The following is an 18,920-nucleotide window of genomic DNA, read 5'->3' as shown; positions in this document are numbered from 1 at the left end:
GTCTGCACCTGTCTCGCGTCAGCCCTCGATCATCTCCCGCACCTTGGCCGTCAATTGGTCAAAGGCGAACGGCTTGGTGATCATCTGCATCCCTTCTTCAAGGAACCCCGAGCGGGCGCTGGCGTTCTCCGCGTAGCCGGTGATGAACAGCACTTTCAGGTCCGCGCGCAGCTGGCGGCCAATGTCGGCCAGCTGCCGGCCATTCATGCCCGGCAGGCCAACATCGCTGATCATCAGATCAATACGCTGGCCGGATTCCAGAATAGGAATCGCCCCGACCGCATCACCGGCCTCGACGTACGCATAACCCAACTCGCTCAACACCTGACTGACCAGCGCGCGCACCGCTGGATCATCTTCGACCAGCAGGATGGTCTCGCCCTCACGGGCCTGCGCCGTGTCGTTGGGGAGGGCGGGAGCATCTTGCTGCGACACCCCGTGATAACGCGGCAGGAACAGCTGAACCGTGGTGCCGTGACCAACCTGGCTCTCGATCGCTACGTGTCCGTGGGACTGCTTGCTGAAGCCGTAGATCATCGACAACCCCAGGCCGGTGCCCTGGCCGATCGGCTTGGTGGTGAAAAAGGGATCGAATGCCCGGCTGATGACGTTCTCCGGCATGCCGCAGCCCGTGTCGCGCACGCTGAGCACCACGTAGTCGCCGGGCAGCAGGTTTTCGTAGGCGTTGGTGAAGTCGCGATCGAGGCGGCGGTTGAAGGTCTCGATCATCAGCATGCCGCCATCGGGCATGGCGTCGCGGGCGTTGAGCACCAGGTTGAGCAGGGCGCTTTCGAGCTGATTCGGGTCAGCCTCGGCGGTCCACAATTCCGGGTCCAGGCACATGTCGAGGCGGATGCTCTCGTTGACGCTGCGGTTCAGCAGTTCGCCCATGGAATTGACCAGATCGTTCATCAAGACCGGCTTGGGGTCCAGCGACTGACGGCGCGAGAACGCCAGCAGGCGGTGGGTCAGGGCGGCGGCTCGATTGGCCGAGGTCACGCCCAGGTCGATCAGGCCATCGAGATCGTCGGTGCGACCCCGCGCCAGACGACGCCTCAGCAGTTCGAGACTGCCGATGATGCCGGTCAGCATGTTGTTGAAGTCGTGGGCGATACCGCCGGTGAGCTGGCCCACCGCTTCCATCTTCTGCGACTGGCGCAGGACTTCTTCGTTATGGCGCAGCTGGGAGGTGCGTTCCTCGACCTGCTGCTCCAGGGTTTCGTTGAGCTGTCGCAGCTGCTGTTCGGCCAGCTTGCGCTCGGTGATGTCGGAGGTCACGCCGGACAGCAGGCTGACGCGGCCATTGCGCGCACGGATCGCCCGGGCCCGGATGTCGATCCAGTGCACCGAGCCGTCCGGCCAGACATTGCGAAACTCGATGATGAAATCGGCGCCGCTGTCCAGCGTGTGCTGCAACACGGATTGCATGCGCGGCTGGTCTTCGGGGTGCACCGAGCTCAGCCACTCGTGATAGGAGAGCGGATCGCGCTCATCCCGGCCGAAGTGCGCCTTGGTGATGTCCGAGCAATCCAGATCGAGGAACTCGGTGTCCAGCTGCCACGACCCCAGCCGTCCGGCTTTCAGCGCATGTTGCAGGCGCTGCTCGCTTTCCAGCAGTTCTTCCAGTCGAGTCCGTGCTTCGTATTGTCGTCGACGCCCGCGCACGGCGGTGCTCACCAGACTGATGAGCGTGGCAGGATGAAAAGGCCGCTCCAGAAACGTGACGTTGCCGAGCATCTTGCCCAGGTGCGCCGAGGGGTTCTGTTTCGGGCCGCCGTGATGAGTCAGCAACACGATGGGGAAGTCAGACCAGGCCGGTTGGTTGGCCAGCAGGCTGAGCAGCGGGTTGATGTCCGCGCCGCGCAACGCTTCATCAGCGATGATCGCAAGTCCCGCGCCGGACATCAGTTCACTGCACAGCTGCGGCAGATCGTGGGTGATGATCGCCGGGTAGCCGGCTTCCTGCAGCATGGTCAGCGCGAGCTGACTGTCGCGTCCGAGGGGGGCGAGGATAATCGCCCGCTCCGATAACTGTCCCGGAGTGCTCACGCGTCGGTGTCCGGTAGTAGCGGATTGTTATCGCCGTTGTACTGAGGGATGCCACGCAATACGCCCTGAAAGGCTTCCAGCGGTTCGCCGATGGTCATGCCGGACCCACTGATGCGGTATTCACGAATGGTTGACTCATGGGTGCCTGTGCGTTTTTTGATGACGGAAATGGCCCGACGGACCTGACCCATTGCTTCGAAGTACCGCAGCAGAATGACCGAATCCGCGAGGTAGGTGATGTCCACCGGCGTCTGCATGTCGCCGACCAGACCGTGCTGGGCGACGGTCATGAACGTCGAGGCGCCATGACGATTGAGGTAGAGCAACAATTCGTGCACGTGCAGGACCAGCGCGTTCTCTTCAGGCATCGCCGCCTGATAGCCGTTGAGGCTGTCGATCACCACGGTCTGGATGCCCAGGTCGTCGACACAGCGGCGAACGCGGTGAGCGAATTCACCCGGGGACAATTCTGCCGCATCGACCTGCTCGATGAGCAGATTGCCGGTCGCTTCAAGTGAACGGAGGTCAATGCCGAGTTTGCTCATGCGCGTGTACAGCAGGCCAAGCTCTTCATCGAAGATAAACAGCGCGGCCTTCTCGCCACGCTCTACCGCTGCAGCGGCGAACATCAGCGAAATCAGCGATTTACCGGTCCCGGCTGGCCCCAGAATCACGGTGCTCGAACCGCTGTCCAGCCCGCCGCCGAGCAGGGCGTCGATTTCCTTGATGCCGCTGCTCATCTGGCGGCTGACATACCCGGTGCGGTGCTCGGCCGCCACCAGACGCGGAAACACCTGGATCCCGTCGTCCATGATGTTGAAGTCGTGGTAGCCGCCGCGGTACTTCTGGCCGCGGTATTTCACCACCCGCAGGCGTCGACGCTCGGCGCCATAGGTCGGCGTCAGGCCTTCGAGACGGATGACGCCGTGGGCAACGCTGTGCACGGTTTTATCCAGGGACTCGGTGGTGAGGTCGTCGAGCAGTACCACCGTGGTGTCGTAGCGCGCGAAGTAATGCTTGATTGCCAGGATCTGCCGGCGATAACGCAAGGAACTCTGCGCCAGCAGGCGGATTTCCGAAAGACTGTCGATGATCACCCGCGAAGGTTTGACCTGCTCGACAATTTCGAAAATCTGCTTGGTCGCCTCGCCCAGTTCAAGGTCCGAGGAATACAGCAGACTCTGCTGATGGGCAGCGTCCAGCAAATTTTCAGGGGGAGTCAGTTCGAACACCGAGATGTTCTCGTCCAGCTCCCAGCCGTGGGAGCGTGCGCCGTCGCGCAATTCGCGTTCGGTTTCAGACAGCGTGATATACAGACCACGTTCGCCCGCCGCCGAGCCAGCCAGCAGAAACTGCAGCGCGACGGTGGTTTTGCCGGTGCCGGGCTCTCCTTCGAGGAGAAACACGTGGCTGCGCGAAAGACCACCCGCAAGGATGTCATCCAGGCCCACGATACCGGTTGCCGCTTTTGATGTAGTCAAGAATCGCCCTCTTGCGACCTGAGAAAGGGTCGGGCGCCGAAACGGGTTCGACTGCCCAGGCCGTCATGGTCGTGAAGTCCGATTCCATGCAGCCATCACTCTGGACCGTGACGGGCTGAGACCGTTCAGTTTATTGCCGGCCGACCGATGGCATTCCCGTGGATTTCTGCGGGTTCGCTGTCCGGCAAATGGCGCAACCGTGGCCTGCGGGCGCACATAGTGACTTGCTATGATCCGGCGTCAAGCAATTACCCTCGTCTGGCCCCCTACAAGGATCCCAAGCCGTGTCTGACTACAGTGCGTTCAAGGTCGAACTGGCCGACCACATTGCCCATGTCCAGATCAATCGTCCGGAAAAAATCAACGCGATGAACACAGCGTTCTGGCTGGAGATCATCGAGATTTTCCGCTGGGTCGAGGACACCGACGACGTCCGCGTGGTGGTGCTCAGCGGCGCAGGCAAGCACTTCTCTTCCGGTATCGACCTGACACTGCTCGCGTCGGTGGCCAGTGAACTGGGCAAGGACGTGGGCCGCAACGCGCGCCTGCTGCGGCGCAAGATCCTGCAGATGCAGGAATCGTTCAGCGTGGTCGACCGCTGCAGCAAACCGGTGCTCGCTGCCATTCAGGGCTATTGCATTGGCGGCGCCATCGACCTGATCAGCGCCTGTGACATGCGCTACGCGGCGGACGATGCGCTGTTCTCCATTCGCGAAATCGACATGGGCATGGCGGCGGACGTCGGCACTTTGCAGCGCCTGCCGCGACTGATCGGCGACGGCATGATGCGCGAAATGGCCTACACCGGTCGCAACGTTGGCGCCGAAGAAGCGCTGCGCATTGGCCTGGTCAATCGCACCTTCGCCGACCTGTCGCAGTTGCTCGAAGGCGTGTTCGCCATCGCCCGGGACATCGCCGGTAAATCACCCATCGCCATCAGCGGCAGCAAGCGCATGATCGGCTACATGCGCGATCACAGCGTGGACGACGGCCTCGAATACGTTGCCACCTGGAACGCTGCCATGTTGCAATCGGCCGACCTGAAGCTGGCGATGGTGGCTCACATGAGCAAACAGAAGCCGGTCTTCGACAATTGACTGACCTATTTGAATCCGTAGCCACCTGCCGTTTCTGAGCCTCTCTACCGGGCCGCAGACGGCCAGGCCGGTGAGCAGAGGAGTTGAGGCATGACGCGCCCGAAGCGTTGGACCACCGCCGTGCTAGATGTTCAGGCCCCCGGCGGTTGGGCTTTGGTTCAGAGTGACCAGGGCTTTTTGAAAGACAGCAACGGCGTGCTGTTCCCCCGCGAATGGTTGAAGCGGCAGGACCTGCCCTTGATGCATGAACACGGCATTGGCCATTTCGATGGCGAGCCGGTGTACGTGCAGACCCTTCGCGATGCTCAGGCGTTGGCGCTGGAGGGCACGCAGTGGCAGACCCTGCGCCAGTTCATGCTCGCCGATGACGCCGATGTGTTCCAGATGCTCGGCTACGCGGCGCAGATCAGCACCTGGGCCCGTGAACACCGTTTTTGTGGCAGTTGCGGCCAGCCGGCCCGGCAGGTGCCGGGGGAGCGGGCGATGTATTGCCCGCCCTGCGATCTGCGTGCCTATCCGCGGATCTCGCCGAGCATGATCGTGCTGATCACCCGCGGCGATGAGGTGCTGCTGGCGCGCTCGCCGCGTTTTGTGACCGGGGTCTACAGCACCCTGGCCGGGTTCGCCGAGCCGGGTGAGTCGGCCGAGGACTGTGTGCGGCGGGAGGTGATGGAGGAAGTGCAGGTCACGGTCAAGAACATCCAGTACAAGGGCAGCCAGTGCTGGCCGTTTCCGCACTCGATGATGCTGGGCTTTCACGCCGAATACGACAGCGGCGACATCGTGCCCCAGGCGGACGAAATCGAAGACGCACAGTGGTTCAGCATCCACGATCTGCCGCCGTTGCCGGCCAGTCGCTCGATTGCGCGCTACCTGATCGACCTGTATCTGGCCCAGCGCTCAGGCTCAGTTGAACCAGTGCTGCCAGGCCAGGCGGACGGTTAACCCCAGCACCACGGTGATGAACACAGGGCGGATGAACTTGGCGCCGCCCTTGATCGCTGTTTTAGCGCCCATAAAGGCGCCGGCCATCACCGCCACGCCCATCGTCAACCCGATGACCCAGTCCACCGAGCCGTTGATGGCGAAGATCATCAGCGCGGCGGCGTTGCTGACGAAGTTCATGCTGCGGGCGACGCCGCTGGCTTTCACCAGATCGACCGGGTAGATCAGCAGCGTGCTGACAGTCCAGAACGCTCCGGTGCCGGGACCGGCCACGCCGTCGTAAAAGCCCAGCCCCAGGCCTTGGGGCAGTTGCCATTTGGTCTTGATCGGCGCGTTGCTGTCCAGCGGCGCCTTGGGCGTGCCGCCGAAAAGCAGGTACAGCCCGCAGCCGAACACGATCACCGGAAGCATCTGGTTCAGCAGTTCGGCGGGGAGATAATGCGCGACCACCGCACCGATCAGCGCGCCCACTGCGGTACCGATCAGCGCGGGTTTCCACTGCGCCGGATGAAACAGCTTGCGGCGGTAAAAGGTGTAGCCGGCGGTGGCGGAGCCGAAGGTCGAGCTGAGCTTGTTGGTGCCCAGCACCAGGTGCGGCGGCAGACCGGCAGTGAGCAGGGCAGGCGTGGTCAACAGACCGCCGCCGCCGGCAATGGCATCGATGAAACCGGCGACAAAGGCAACGACAGCCAGCACCAGCAGGGTGGTGGGTTCAACGGTGAGTTCGAACGGCATGGGAAGGCGCTTATCGGGCAGATGGGCAGAAGGGCTGCCCGGAAGCGCAGCATTCTACCTGCAAGGCGTGGCAGCGGTGAATGGTTGATTGGGACTTGGGGCACTCGGTGTAGGACGGCTTTAGCCGGGAAGAGGCCGGCGTGAACACCCTTAATTTCCGGTCTGACAATTGACTCAAATATCCGAAACATTCACCCAGCGCATCTCCTTCGCCGCAATGCGAATCGCTGTGGCCAGGCGCTCGACCTCCATGGCCTCGGCGAAGTCCGTCCCGTTCGAACCCTGCCCACCCAGCGCCTGAATCAGTTCAAAAACCTCCAGCGTCTTTAGCTCGTTGTAGCCCAACTGATGCCCCGGCGCCGGGCAAAAAGACGCATAGCCCGGTTGCGCAGGTCCCGCCAGAATCCCCTGGAAGCCGTCCCGCCCCGGGGCGCCGGCCTGGTACAGCCGCAGCTCGTTCAAGCGTTCCTGATCAAACGACAACGTGCCTTCGGTGCCACCGATCTCGAAGCTCAGGTGATTCTTGTACCCGTGCTTGAGCCAACTGCTGCCGAACGTACCCCGCGCGCCGTTGGCAAAGCGCAGCAGGGCGTAGGTCTGGTCATCGATGCTGATCGCCCGTTGCGCTTCGCTGCCGTGGGTGGCCGGGCGTTGTCGGTGCACCGTTTGCGAGTCCGCGCACACCGACTCTACGTCGCCGAGCAGGTACCGCGCCATTGCCAGTAAATGGCTGCCGAGGTCGGCCAGGGCGCCGCCGGCATGGGCCTCTTCACAGCGCCAGGACCAGGGCGACAGCCCATCGCCCATGAAGTCCTCGCTGAATTCCCCCTGGAAACTGACGATCCGCCCCAGCTCGCCGCTTTCGATCATCTGCTTCGCCAGCCCGATGATCGGATTGTGCTGATAGTTGTAGCCCACCCTCGTCACGACGCCTGCTTTAAGCGCCGCCGCCTGCATCTCCCGCGCCTGTTCCAGACTCACCGCCAGCGGCTTCTCGCAGTACACCGCTTTGCCCGCTTCAAGAGCGGCCATCGCCATGGGGAAATGCAGCAGGTTCGGCGTGGTGATCGCCACCAGACTGACCGCCGGATCGCTGATCAACTGTTGCCAGTTGCCATGACTGCGTTGGAACCCCCAACTGCCTGCGCACTGCTCCGCGCGCGCAACATCCGCATCGGCCAGCGCGACGAGCTTGAGGTTGAAGGGAAGATCGAAGGTGGTGCGTGCGTTGTGGAACGCCAGGGCATGAGCCCGACCCATGAAGCCCGTGCCGATCAGGCCGACGCCCAGTTCTGGAAGAGAATTCCCGCGCATGACAGCGTGTCCTTTAAGACCTGTTGTTGTGCGGAAAATGTAGGCGGTTGGGGGTTCCCGATGGAATCTTTATTCCATCAGGAACGCCTCAGGTTTACCTCAGCGGCTCAAGTGTGCTCAAGAGGCTCAGGACAGGAACCCTCCGTCCACATTCAACGCCACGCCGGTGGTGTAGCTCGAGGCATCGCTGGCCAGGTACAACACCGTCCCCGCCATTTCGCTCGGCGCCGCCACCCGCTTCAGGGGAATCTGCGCCAACGCGGTGTTGAGGATCTTCTCGTTGCTCACCAGCGCCGAGGCGAATTTGGTGTCGGTCAGGCCGGGCAGCAGGGCGTTGCAGCGGATGCCGAACTGCGCGCACTCCTTGGCGAACACCTTGGTCATGTTGATTACTGCCGCCTTGGTCACCGAATAGATGCCTTGATACACGCCCGGCGAGACGCCGTTGATCGACGCGACGTTGATGATGCTGCCGCCGCCGTGTTCGCGCATCAGCTTGCCGGCCTCCACGGACATGAAGAAATAGCCGCGGATGTTCACGTCGACGGTCTTCTGGAACGCGCCGAGGTCGGTGTCCAGCACGTTGCAGAACTGCGGGTTGGTCGCCGCGTTGTTCACCAGAATGTCCAGCCGACCGAACTGTTCGCGGATCTGCGCAAACACTGCTGTGATCTGTTCCATTTCACCGATGTGGCAGGCAATGGCCGTGGCCTGGCCGCCGTCGGCGATGATCGCGTCCGCCACTTGCTGGCAGCCGTCGATCCTGCGGCTCGAGACGATGACATGGGCGCCTTGCTGGGCCAGCAGCTTGGCAATCGCCTCGCCGATGCCACGGCTGGCGCCGGAGACGAAAGCGATCTTGCCATCGAGGTCGAACAGTTGAGTCTTGGACATTGTTGTTTTCCTTGTCGTGTCGCAATCAGAGGCTGGAACGCTCAATCACTTGCAGGGCCATGCGCTCGAGCAGCGCGTTCATGTGAATGAACTGAGCGAAGCGCTTGTCCCGGGTCTGGCCGTGGAAGAAGCGGTAGTAGATTTGCTGGACGATGCCGGCCAGACGGAACAGCCCGTAGGTGTAGTAAAAGTCGAAATTGTCGATGGCAATGCCTGAGCGCTCGGCGTAGTACGTCACGAACTGCTCGCGGGTGAGCATGCCGGGCGCATGGCTGGGCTGACGCCGCATCAGTTGCACCGGCGCCGGGTCGTCCGCCTGAATCCAGTACGCCAGGCTGTTGCCCAGGTCCATCAGCGGATCCCCCAGGGTGGTCAGCTCCCAGTCGAGCACGCCGATGATCTGCATCGGGTTAGCGGGGTCGAGGATCACATTGTCGAAGCGGTAATCGTTGTGCACCAGGCTTGAAACGGGATGGTCCGCGGGCTTTTTCTCGTCCAGCCAGCGCGCGACCTTTTCCCAGCTGGGCGCGTCGTCGGTGCGTGCCTTCTCGTAGCGATCGGTCCAGCCGCGAATCTGCCGCTCAACGTAACCTTCGGGCTTGCCCAGATCGCCGAGCCCGCAGGCGGTGTAATCCACTTGATGCAGCTCGACCAGCCGATCAATGAAACTCTTGCACAGGGTTTCGGTTTGCGCGGCGTCGAGGTTCAGCTCGGCGGGCAATTCGGCGCGCAGGATGATGCCCTTGACCCGCTCCATTACGTAAAACTCGGCACCGATCACCGTCTCGTCGGTGCAGTGCACATAGGCCTTGGGGCAATAAGGAAAGGCATCGCGCAACTGGTTGAGAATGCGGAATTCGCGGCCCATGTCATGGGCGCTTTTCGCCTTGTGACCGAACGGCGGGCGGCGCAGAACGAATTCCTGCTCGGGGTACTTCAGCAGGTACGTCAGGTTCGACGCGCCACCGGGAAACTGGCTGATCTGCGCGCTGCCGCTCAGGCCGGGGATATGGGCTTTCAGGTAAGGGTCGATCAACCCGGCGTCGAGTTCTTCGCCGGATCGAACCTGGGTGGACTGGTCGGTGAGAGCCATGCGTATCCCTGCAGATTATTTTGGTGGGCCAGGATCATTGGCTAATCTAATGCGCCCCGGCACTGGCGAACAAGGGCTATTGGCGTGGGTGTTACGGGGCAATCAGCCGCCCTGATTCACGGACGGGGGCGTTGTCTTGCGCACAGTCCGGACGAAAAAAAACCGAAGCCGGGCGGCTTCGGTTCTTTCGAAAGGCAAGGCGTTCTCAGGAAGGGAACAGCTCGCTCAGTTTCATCGCCAGCATCATGTCGCCTTCAGCGCGCAGTTTGCCGCCCATGAACGCCTGCATGCCGTCGGTCTCGCCGCTGACGATGCCTTCCAGGGTTTCGCCGTCCATCACCAGGGTGACCTGCGCGTCCGGGTTTTCGCCTTCCTGCAATTCGCAGGTGCTGTCCTTGACGATCAGGGAGAAGTTCTTGGTTTCGTCGATGCGGAAACCGAACACCAGGTCCAGGCCCGCAGCAGCGGCTGGGTTGAACTTGGCTTTCATGGCTTGGACGGCGTTTTCTACGGAGCTCATGGTGTGATCCTTTTATATGAGTGATGACGAGCACTTTGCGAGTGCGATTGGCCGGGCTCAGCGGTAGGTGATGAGCTCCGGCGCCTTCATCAGTTGCAGGTGCGCATAACTGTTGAAGGAAGCCAGGGTCACCTCGCGCTCACGAAACTTCAGGAGATTGAGCGAGGTGTTGACGATGTGCCAGTTGAGTTCGAAGGCCTGGGTGGCCGGCATTTGCGTGATCAGGTGGAGCAGGGCAGTGATGGTGCCGCCCGAGGTGAACACAGCAATGCGATCACTCGGCCCGGCGCTGTCGAGAATGCCGCTCAGGCCCGCTTCAACCTGCTCGACGAAGGCCTGCCAGCTCTGCAGCGAGGCGGCGTCGTGGTCGCCCACCAGCCAGCGGCGAATGATCGCGGCAAACAGGCGCTGGAACTCGGCGCGGTTGTTGGCGGCGTCACGCATGATCTCGAAAGCTTCGGGCTCTTCATCCAGCATTGCAGGGAGCAGCGCGCGGATCACGCCTTCGGCGTTGAATTCATTGAAGGCGATGTCGGTTTCGAGTTCGGGTGTAGCGAGGCTGGCGGCATTGAGCTGGGCGATCACGGTTTCGGCCGTGTGGCGCTGGCGGAACAGGGCGCCGCTGATGCAGCGATCGAAGGTCAGGCCCAGCTGCGCCAGGTGCGCGCCGAGGATTTCCGACTGACGAAAACCGGTGGGCGACAGGACGTCGTAATCGTCCGCACCAAACGAGGCCTGGCCATGTCGTATGAGATAGATGCTGCCCACGACCGCGTCACCCTGGCACGTTGAAAGTGCTGGGAGGTTATGAGGACGGCCCGCGGTCTGTCAATGAAAAAACATACGCTCGTTTGAATTGGCCGATCTGTCCCGTATTCACCCGTCTCGTCACTGGCCCGGCCACCGGCGCGCCGGTATGCTTGGCCCCACTCGCGATCCTCTGCCGAGGATCTGCTGTACCGGTAAGGAGTTTCTGTGGAGTTCATTTTCGATTACGCCAGTTTCCTGGCAAAGACCGTCACCATCGTGATCGCGATCATTGTGGTGCTGGTGGTCATCGGTTCGATGCGCGGTCGCGGGCGTCGCAGCGCAGGAGGCCAGCTGCATGTCACCAAGCTCAATGATTTCTACAAAGGGCTGCGTGATCGCCTCGAAGGCTCGCTGCTGGACAAGGCCCGGCTCAAGGCGCTGCGCAAGGCTCAGGCCAAGGAGCTGAAGAAGGACAAGAAGTCCACCGAGGTCAAGTCTCGGGTCTACGTGCTGGACTTCGATGGCGACATCAAGGCTTCCGCCACCGAGAACATGCGCAACGAGATCACCGCGTTGCTGACCCTCGCCACGCCCAAGGATGAAGTGGTGCTGCGCCTCGAAAGCGGCGGCGGCATGGTCCACAGCTACGGCCTGGCGTCGTCGCAACTGGCGCGGATTCGTCAAGCGGGGATTCCGCTGACCATCTGCATCGACAAGGTCGCGGCCAGCGGCGGCTACATGATGGCGTGCATCGGCACCCGGATCATCAGTGCGCCGTTCGCGATTCTGGGGTCGATTGGTGTGGTTGCCCAGCTGCCCAACGTCAATCGCCTGCTGAAGAAGCACGACATCGATTTCGAAGTGCTGACCGCCGGCGAGTACAAGCGCACGCTGACGGTGTTTGGCGAAAACACCGAGAAGGGCCGTGAGAAGTTTCAGGAGGACCTGGACATCACCCACGAGCTGTTCAAGAACTTCGTCGCCAGCTACCGCCCGCAGTTGCAGATCGACGAAGTCGCCACCGGCGAGATCTGGCTGGGCATTGCGGCCAAGGACAAACTGCTGGTGGATGAGCTGAAGACCAGCGATGAATACCTGTCGGAGAAGGCCAAGACCGCCGAGGTGTTCCACCTGCACTACGCCGAGCGCAAAAGCCTGCAGCAGCGTGTAGGCATCGCCGCTAGCACGTCGGTTGACCGGTTGGTGACAGGGTGGTGGGGCAAGCTGACGCAGCAGCGATTCTGGTGACTGATCCTTTGAACTCATTGCGGGACGGCAGCAGGAAACCAATGTAGGACCGGCTTTAGCCGGGAAGGGGCCGTAACAGGCGCGACATTGATAGCGCTCACACTGACCTCTTCCCGGCTGAAGCCGGTCCCACTAAATGAAGCGCTAGCAGAAATAAAAAAGCCCCGGCTTCTCGCGAAACCGGGGCTTTTTGTTGCCTGTCGATCCGTGTGGGATCAACGCCGCCGGAACAGCGGCAGCGGCTCATCAGTGGCAGCCTGATACGTCACGGAAAAGTCCTTCAACCCTTCCAGCGCTTCGTACGGGTCTTTGTCGGCACGAATCGCGAACGCATCGAACCCGCAGCGGTGCAGGTAAAACAACTGATCGCGCAACACATCTCCAATCGCCCGCAGCTCGCCCTTGTAACCGTAGCGATCACGCAACAGGCGGGCGTTGGAGTAGCTGCGGCCGTCGGTGAAGGCCGGGAAGTTCAGGGCGATGACCTGGAACTGATCCGCGTCGTCACCGATTTCCTCGGCTTCCTCGTCGCTGTCCAGCCAGACACCCAGACCGCCGTCGCGGGCCTTCAACGCATGGGCATGCTCGCGCCACAGGTTCAGCGGCACGATCAGGTCGTCGCAGTTGGACAGGCTGTCGAACGTCGTGTCTTTGGGCAGCAGGTGCCAGGTCTCGTCGATGACCGCGTTGTTCTTAATGATTCGCTGCATAGACGCGCTCCTTGAAAGGGTCGATGCCAATACGCTGGTAGGTGTCGATGAAGCGCTCGTCTTCATTGCGTTTCTCAACGTAGACGTCGATCAGCTTCTCGATCACATCCGGCATGACGTCCTGAGCGAACGACGGGCCAAGGATCTTGCCCAGGCTGGCGTCACGGCTGGCGCTGCCACCCAGGGACACCTGGTAGAACTCTTCGCCTTTCTTGTCCACGCCCAGGATGCCGATGTGGCCAACATGGTGGTGGCCACAGGCGTTCATGCAGCCGGAGATGTTCAGGTCCAGCTCGCCGATGTCGAACAGGTAATCAAGGTCGTCGAAACGGCGCTGGATCGACTCGGCAATCGGGATCGACTTGGCGTTGGCCAGGGAGCAGAAGTCGCCGCCCGGGCAGCAGATGATGTCCGTCAGCAGACCAATGTTCGGCGTCGCGAAGCCCTGCTCGCGCAGTTCGCCCCACATCGTGAACAGCTGGCTCTGCTCGACGTCGGCCAGGATGATGTTCTGCTCGTGGGACGTGCGCAGCTGACCGAAGCTGTAGGTGTCGGCGAGGTCGGCGATGCCGTCCAGTTGCTTGTCGGTGAGATCGCCCGGCGCGACGCCAGTAGGTTTCAACGACAGGGTCACTGCTGCATAGCCCGGCTTTTTATGGGCCAGGACGTTGCGCGAGCGCCAGCGGGCAAAACCGGGGTGCTGTTGATCCAGCTGAGCCAGTTCGGCGCTGTAATCGGTCAGCGCCTTGTAGTCCGGGTCGACGAAGTGCTTGGCGACGCGATGCACTTCGGCCTCGGTCAGGGTGGTCTGGCCGCCGCGCAGGTGGGCCATCTCGGCCTCGACCTTCTCGGCGAACACTTCAGGCGTCAGCGCCTTGACCAGAATCTTGATGCGCGCCTTGTACTTGTTGTCACGACGGCCGTAGCGGTTGTACACACGCAGGATGGCGTCGAGGTAGCTCAACAGGTCCTGCCACGGCAGAAACTCGTTGATGAACGCACCCACCACCGGCGTACGGCCGAGGCCGCCGCCGACCAGCACGCGGAAGCCCAGCTCGCCGGCAGCATTCTTGACCGGCTCCAGGCCGATGTCGTGCACTTCGATGGCGGCGCGGTCGGACGTCGAGCCGTTGATCGCGATCTTGAACTTGCGCGGCAGGTAGGCGAATTCCGGGTGGAAGGTGGTCCACTGACGGACGATTTCACACCAGGGGCGCGGGTCTACCAGTTCGTCGGCGGCGACGCCGGCGAACTGGTCCGTGGTGACGTTGCGCAGGCAGTTGCCGCTGGTCTGGATCGCGTGCATCTGCACGGTGGCCAGCTCGGCGAGAATGTCGGGGATGTCTTCGAGTGCCGGCCAGTTGAACTGCACGTTCTGGCGGGTACTGATGTGCGCGTAGCCCTTGTCGTAATCGCGGGCGATTTTCGCCAGCATGCGGGCCTGGCGTGAAGTCAGCTGGCCGTAAGGCACAGCGACGCGCAGCATCGGGGCGAAGCGTTGAATGTAGAGGCCGTTTTGCAGGCGAAGCGGGCGGAACTCTTCTTCGCTGAGCTCGCCGGCCAGATAGCGGCGGGTCTGGTCGCGGAACTGCTTGACGCGGTCCTCGACGATCCGCTGATCGTACTCGTCGTATACGTACATGGTGGTCCTGTTCTCAGGCGGTTCACTGCTGCTGGGCCAGCCCGAAAGGCGATGCGTTGTCGTCTGCTTTCGGGCTACCGAACAAATCTGCGCGCACGGCCGCGCACTCCTTGCGGAGCCGGGGGAGGTTACCAGTTTGCAGATATGCGCAAAAGTGATGTTTGAGTATATGCACAGAACCAAAAGTGCTAAGCAGCACGTCGGACCGGCATAACCTCACTTGTGATAAGGGCATGGCTCGACTTTACTCTGGGAATGGCCAACGACGCTCGTCGCTGGTCCGCGAGTTTTGCGATCACCCATAAAACAGACAAAAGGCGATGCAATGCGAAATCACCCGAAAGTTGCCAAATCCGAGAGCCATGTGGATGCATGGGCCATTCTGTTCATCATTGTGCTGGTGGTGGGGGCGGCGGTGTTCTGGGTGACTCACCAGTAGCCAGGACCTCCAGCCAGTGGGAGCGAGCTTGCTCGCGATATTGGGCGGCAATCCACCCAATATTTCGGCGTCTGGAATGTCGGACTCGCGGGCAAGCTCCCCACAGGTTCTGTAATGCCTGAACGATCAAGTCGGCCAATAACACATCTGCCGCACTTACTCGTCATACCCCAGGTTCGGCGCCAGCCAGCGTTCGGTCACGCTCAGATCCTGCTGCTTGCGCGCCGTGTAGCTTTCCACCTGATCCTTGTCCACTTTCCCCACGGCAAAATACTGCGCCTGCGGGTGGGCGAAGTACCAGCCGCTCACCGCCGCCGCCGGGAACATCGCGTAATGCTCGGTGAGGAACACGCCGCTGACCCCGGGTTTGCCGTCGCCCTGGGCCGGGTCGAGGAGGTCGAACAGCACGCCTTTCTCGGTATGGTCCGGGCAGGCCGGATAGCCGGGGGCAGGGCGGATGCCGGTGTATTGCTCCTTGATCAGCTCGTCGTTGCCCAACTGCTCGTCGCGGGCATAACCCCAATACTCTTTGCGCACCTGCTGGTGCAGCCATTCTGCGCAGGCCTCGGCCAGCCGGTCCGCCAGCGCCTTGACCATGATCGCGTTGTAGTCGTCGCCTCTGTCCTGGTACGCCTTCGACACCTCTTCCGCGCCAATGCCGGCGGTGGTAATGAAGCCACCGACGTAATCGGTCACGCCGCTGCCCTGGGGCGCCACGAAGTCGGCCAGGGAGAAGTTCGGCTTGCCGTCGGTCTTGATGATCTGCTGGCGCAGGTGATGCAGCTTGGCCAGTGGCGCGCCGTTATCGTCGAGCAATTGAATGTCGTCGTGGTCAACCTGATTGGCCGGCCAGAAGCCGAACACGGCGCGGCTGCGGATCAACTTCTCGTCGATCAGTTTGCGCAGCAGCTCCTGGGCGTCCTTGAACAGCGAGGTGGCTGCTTCGCCCACCACTTCGTCGGTCAGAATGCGCGGGTACTTGCCGGCCAGGTCCCATGAAATGAAGAACGGCGTCCAGTCGATGTAATCCACCAGCACGTTCAGGTCGATGTCTTCCAGCACCTTGACCCCGGTGAACGTCGGCTTCACCGGCTGGTAGCTGGCCCAGTCGAACTGCGGCTTCTTGGCGATGGCCGCGCCGTAGCTCAGGCGCTCGGTGCGGGCGCTGCGGGCGGACGTGCGCTCGCGCACTTCAACGTATTCGGAGCGGGTCTTCTCGATGAAGCCGGCTTTCAGCTCCTTGGATAGCAACTGCGTCGCCACGCCCACGGCGCGTGAAGCGTCGGTGACGTAGATCACCGCGTCGTTGCTGTACTTGGGCTCGATCTTCACCGCCGTGTGCGCCTTGGAGGTGGTCGCGCCGCCAATCATCAGCGGCAGGTGGAAGTCCTGACGCTGCATCTCGCGGGCGACGTGAACCATTTCGTCCAGGGAAGGCGTGATCAAGCCGGACAGCCCGATGATGTCGCACTTCTGCTCACGGGCCACCTGCAGGATTTTCTCGGCCGGCACCATCACGCCGAGGTCGACGATGTCGTAACCGTTGCAGCCCAGCACCACGCCGACGATGTTCTTGCCGATGTCATGGACGTCGCCCTTGACCGTCGCCATGAGGATCTTGCCCTTGGCTTCGGGCTTGTCGCCTTTCTCCTCTTCAATGAAAGGAATCAGGTGCGCCACGGCCTGCTTCATCACGCGGGCGGATTTAACCACTTGGGGCAGGAACATCTTGCCCGATCCGAACAGGTCGCCGACCACGTTCATGCCAGCCATCAGCGGGCCCTCGATGACCTCGATGGGGCGCTTGAACGATTGCCGCGACAGCTCGGTGTCTTCAACGATGTGCGTGGTGATGCCCTTGACCAGCGCGTGCTTGAGGCGCTCGTTGACCTCCCAGCCGCGCCACTCTTCGGTTTCCGCTTCCTTGACCGAGCCGTCGCCTTTGTACTGGTCGGCGAGGGCCAGCAGTGCGTCGGTGCCTTCCGGGGTGCGGTTGAGCACCACGTCTTCCACCGCGTCGCGCAGCTGGGCCGGGATCTGGTCGTAGATCTCCAGCTGGCCGGCGTTGACGATGCCCATGGTCAGGCCGTTGCGGATCGCGTGCAGCAGGAACACCGAGTGAATCGCTTCGCGCACGGGGTTGTTGCCGCGGAACGAGAACGACACGTTGGACACGCCGCCCGATGTCAACGCGTACGGCAGCTCGTCGCGGATGTACGCGCAGGCGTTGATGAAGTCGACGGCGTAGTTGTTGTGCTCCTCGATGCCGGTGGCGATGGCGAAGATGTTCGGGTCGAAAATGATGTCTTCCGGCGGGAAGCCGACTTCGTTGACCAGAATGTCGTAGGAGCGCTTGCAGATTTCCTTCTTGCGCGCCTCGGTGTCGGCCTGGCCGGCTTCGTCGAAGGCCATCACCACCACCGCCGCGCCGTAGCGCTTGCACAGCTTGGCGTGATGAATGAACTGCTCGACGCCTTCTTTCATGCTGATCGAGTTGACGATGCCCTTGCCCTGAATGCACTTGAGGCCGGCTTCGATGACTTCCCATTTCGACGAGTCGATCATGATCGGCACGCGGGAAATATCAGGCTCGCCGGCAATCAGGTTGAGGAAGGTCACCATGGCCTTCTTCGAATCCAGCATGCCTTCGTCCATGTTGATGTCGATCACCTGGGCGCCGGCTTCGACCTGCTGCAGGGCGACTTCCAGCGCTTCGGTGTAGTTGTCTTCGCGGATCAGGCGGGCAAAACGGGCAGAGCCGGTGATGTTGGTGCGCTCGCCGACGTTGACGAACAGCGAACTGCGATCGATGGTGAACGGCTCCAGACCCGAGAGGCGGCAGGCCTTCGCGATGTCAGGAATCGGGCGCGGCGCGTACGGGGCGACGGCGTTGGCGATGGCCTTGATGTGCGCCGGGGTGGTGCCGCAGCAACCGCCGACGATGTTCAGGAAGCCGCTCTGGGCGAACTCCTCCACGACTTTGGCCATCTCTGCCGGGGCTTCGTCGTATTCACCGAATTCGTTAGGCAGGCCGGCGTTCGGGTGCGCCGACACGTGGGTTTCGGCTTTATTGGATAGCTCTTCCAGATACGGGCGCAGCTCGCTGGCGCCCAGCGCGCAGTTGAGGCCCACGGAGATCGGCTTGGCGTGACGTACCGAGTTCCAGAACGCTTCGGTGGTCTGGCCGGAGAGGGTGCGGCCGGAGGCGTCGGTGATGGTGCCGGAAATCATGATCGGCAGCTCGAACCCCAGCTCGTCGAACACGCCCTGAACGGCAAAGATCGCTGCCTTGGCGTTCAACGTGTCAAAGATGGTTTCGATGAGGATCATGTCTGCACCGCCTTCGATCAGGCCTTTTGTGGCCTCGGTGTAGTTCTCCACCAGTTCGTCGAAGGTCACGTTGCGGTAGCCGGGGTTGTTGACGTCCGGCGACAGCGAGCAGGTGCGGCTGGTCGGGCCGAGCACGCCGGCGACGAAACGCGGCTTGTCGGGGGTTTCCAGAGTCTTGGCGTCGGCGACCTGTCGGGCCAGGCGCGCGCCTTCCACGTTCAGTTCATAGACCAGCGCTTCCATGCCGTAGTCGGCCTGGGACACCTGGGTGGCGTTGAAAGTGTTGGTTTCGAGAATGTCGGCGCCGGCGTCGAGGTATTCCTTCTCGATCGCGCCAATCACATCGGGCCGGGTCAGGATCAACAGGTCGTTGTTCCCCTTGACGTCGCTCGGCCAGTCGGCGAAACGCTTGCCGCGGTAGTCTTCTTCCTCCAGCCGATAGCTCTGGATCATCGTGCCCATGCCGCCATCGAGGATCAGGATTCGCTGTTGAAGAGCCTGCTGGAGTGCTTGAAGACGCGCGCTGCGATCTGACATGAGGTTACCCGGACGAAGAAGTACGAAATAAGGTGATGCTGAAAAGTGCGAAATAATAGCAAACCTGCGCGGATTTAAATCATTCCGGGATTTACATGAATTCTGTTCATGTTGCAGGCCATTAGCCACAGGTAGA

The 18,920-nt window shown here is 61.9% G+C and carries 14 protein-coding genes; 3 read left to right on the top strand and 11 right to left on the bottom strand.

Annotated features, from left to right (window positions below):
• Window positions 1-18: 18 nt before the first annotated feature.
• Both AC07RO_RS26140 and AC07RO_RS26135 read right to left on the bottom strand, forming a co-directional pair.
• The gene (locus AC07RO_RS26140) at window positions 19-2,049 is read right to left on the bottom strand and encodes a response regulator (RefSeq protein ID WP_495087480.1); all 2,031 of its coding nucleotides are present in this window, start codon (window positions 2,047-2,049) and stop codon (window positions 19-21) included.
• Window positions 2,046-3,530 (bottom strand): ATPase domain-containing protein, encoded by a 1,485-nt coding sequence (locus tag AC07RO_RS26135; protein WP_495087479.1) that lies wholly within the window; start codon window positions 3,528-3,530, stop codon window positions 2,046-2,048. The genes AC07RO_RS26140 and AC07RO_RS26135 overlap by 4 nt, the downstream gene beginning before the upstream one ends.
• Window positions 3,531-3,814: 284 nt before the next feature.
• On the opposite strand from AC07RO_RS26135, the gene AC07RO_RS26130 reads away from it, so the two are divergent.
• Together AC07RO_RS26130 and nudC are read left to right on the top strand one after the other, a co-directional pair.
• The gene (locus AC07RO_RS26130; RefSeq protein WP_495087478.1) at window positions 3,815-4,627 is read left to right on the top strand and encodes a crotonase/enoyl-CoA hydratase family protein; all 813 of its coding nucleotides are present in this window, start codon (window positions 3,815-3,817) and stop codon (window positions 4,625-4,627) included.
• A gap of 90 nt (window positions 4,628-4,717) precedes the next feature.
• Window positions 4,718-5,572 (top strand): NAD(+) diphosphatase, encoded by an 855-nt coding sequence (gene nudC / locus AC07RO_RS26125; RefSeq protein ID WP_423574758.1) that lies wholly within the window; start codon window positions 4,718-4,720, stop codon window positions 5,570-5,572.
• On the opposite strand, the gene AC07RO_RS26120 is transcribed toward nudC, so the two are convergent.
• The 6 genes from AC07RO_RS26120 to AC07RO_RS26095 all read right to left on the bottom strand — a co-directional run bounded on the left by AC07RO_RS26120 (window position 5,534) and on the right by AC07RO_RS26095 (window position 10,896).
• Window positions 5,534-6,307, bottom strand: a complete 774-nt coding sequence (locus AC07RO_RS26120) for a TSUP family transporter (RefSeq protein WP_282373336.1) — start codon at window positions 6,305-6,307, stop codon at window positions 5,534-5,536. The genes nudC and AC07RO_RS26120 overlap by 39 nt on opposite strands.
• Before the next feature lie 174 nt (window positions 6,308-6,481).
• The gene (locus tag AC07RO_RS26115) at window positions 6,482-7,621 is read right to left on the bottom strand and encodes a Gfo/Idh/MocA family protein (RefSeq protein WP_495087477.1); all 1,140 of its coding nucleotides are present in this window, start codon (window positions 7,619-7,621) and stop codon (window positions 6,482-6,484) included.
• A 126-nt stretch (window positions 7,622-7,747) separates the two neighbouring features.
• The gene (locus AC07RO_RS26110) at window positions 7,748-8,515 is read right to left on the bottom strand and encodes an SDR family oxidoreductase (protein WP_122538346.1); all 768 of its coding nucleotides are present in this window, start codon (window positions 8,513-8,515) and stop codon (window positions 7,748-7,750) included.
• A 25-nt stretch (window positions 8,516-8,540) separates the two neighbouring features.
• Window positions 8,541-9,608, bottom strand: coding sequence for a phosphotransferase family protein (locus AC07RO_RS26105; protein WP_495087476.1), 1,068 nt, complete (start codon window positions 9,606-9,608; stop codon window positions 8,541-8,543).
• Window positions 9,609-9,813: 205 nt separating this feature from the next.
• Window positions 9,814-10,128 carry an SCP2 sterol-binding domain-containing protein gene (locus tag AC07RO_RS26100; RefSeq protein ID WP_074887795.1) on the bottom strand — a complete coding sequence of 105 codons (315 nt, stop codon included), beginning with the start codon at window positions 10,126-10,128 and terminating at the stop codon, window positions 9,814-9,816.
• Between the two features lie 57 nt (window positions 10,129-10,185).
• Window positions 10,186-10,896 carry a histidine phosphatase family protein gene (locus tag AC07RO_RS26095; protein ID WP_423574756.1) on the bottom strand — a complete coding sequence of 237 codons (711 nt, stop codon included), beginning with the start codon at window positions 10,894-10,896 and terminating at the stop codon, window positions 10,186-10,188.
• 207 nt (window positions 10,897-11,103) lie between these two features.
• Here AC07RO_RS26095 and sohB point away from each other — a divergent pair, with 207 nt between their 5' ends.
• Window positions 11,104-12,126: a protease SohB gene (gene sohB / locus AC07RO_RS26090; protein WP_346626282.1), complete on the top strand. Its 1,023-nt coding sequence runs from the start codon at window positions 11,104-11,106 to the stop codon at window positions 12,124-12,126.
• A 215-nt stretch (window positions 12,127-12,341) separates the two neighbouring features.
• Here sohB and AC07RO_RS26085 read toward each other — a convergent pair whose 3' ends face one another.
• From AC07RO_RS26085 to metH, 3 genes are all read right to left on the bottom strand, one after another.
• The gene (locus AC07RO_RS26085) at window positions 12,342-12,836 is read right to left on the bottom strand and encodes a DUF934 domain-containing protein (protein WP_133771327.1); all 495 of its coding nucleotides are present in this window, start codon (window positions 12,834-12,836) and stop codon (window positions 12,342-12,344) included.
• Entirely contained in the window at window positions 12,820-14,478 is a 1,659-nt protein-coding gene (locus AC07RO_RS26080; protein WP_282372309.1) for a nitrite/sulfite reductase, read from the bottom strand. Before AC07RO_RS26080 ends, AC07RO_RS26085 begins: the two co-directional genes overlap by 17 nt.
• A 595-nt stretch (window positions 14,479-15,073) precedes the next feature.
• Window positions 15,074-18,784 (bottom strand): methionine synthase, encoded by a 3,711-nt coding sequence (gene metH, locus AC07RO_RS26075; RefSeq protein WP_495087475.1) that lies wholly within the window; start codon window positions 18,782-18,784, stop codon window positions 15,074-15,076.
• Window positions 18,785-18,920: the final 136 nt, after the last annotated feature.

It is taken from the genome of Pseudomonas sp. GW821-FHT07F05, assembly GCF_059418765.1.
This window is presented reverse-complemented; position numbering and strand designations above follow the sequence as displayed.

What these genes read in the sequence shown, in the direction of transcription:
- nudC (WP_423574758.1), top strand. Translation starts at nt 4,718, where the DNA reads ATGACGCGCCCGAAGCGTTGGACCACCGCCGTGCTAGATGTTCAGGCC.
- AC07RO_RS26120 (WP_282373336.1), bottom strand. Translation starts at nt 6,307, where the DNA reads ATGCCGTTCGAACTCACCGTTGAACCCACCACCCTGCTGGTGCTGGCT.
- AC07RO_RS26115 (WP_495087477.1), bottom strand. Translation starts at nt 7,621, where the DNA reads ATGCGCGGGAATTCTCTTCCAGAACTGGGCGTCGGCCTGATCGGCACG.
- AC07RO_RS26110 (WP_122538346.1), bottom strand. Translation starts at nt 8,515, where the DNA reads ATGTCCAAGACTCAACTGTTCGACCTCGATGGCAAGATCGCTTTCGTC.
- AC07RO_RS26105 (WP_495087476.1), bottom strand. Translation starts at nt 9,608, where the DNA reads ATGGCTCTCACCGACCAGTCCACCCAGGTTCGATCCGGCGAAGAACTC.
- AC07RO_RS26100 (WP_074887795.1), bottom strand. Translation starts at nt 10,128, where the DNA reads ATGAGCTCCGTAGAAAACGCCGTCCAAGCCATGAAAGCCAAGTTCAAC.
- AC07RO_RS26085 (WP_133771327.1), bottom strand. Translation starts at nt 12,836, where the DNA reads ATGCAGCGAATCATTAAGAACAACGCGGTCATCGACGAGACCTGGCAC.
- AC07RO_RS26080 (WP_282372309.1), bottom strand. Translation starts at nt 14,478, where the DNA reads ATGTACGTATACGACGAGTACGATCAGCGGATCGTCGAGGACCGCGTC.
- metH (WP_495087475.1), bottom strand. Translation starts at nt 18,784, where the DNA reads ATGTCAGATCGCAGCGCGCGTCTTCAAGCACTCCAGCAGGCTCTTCAA.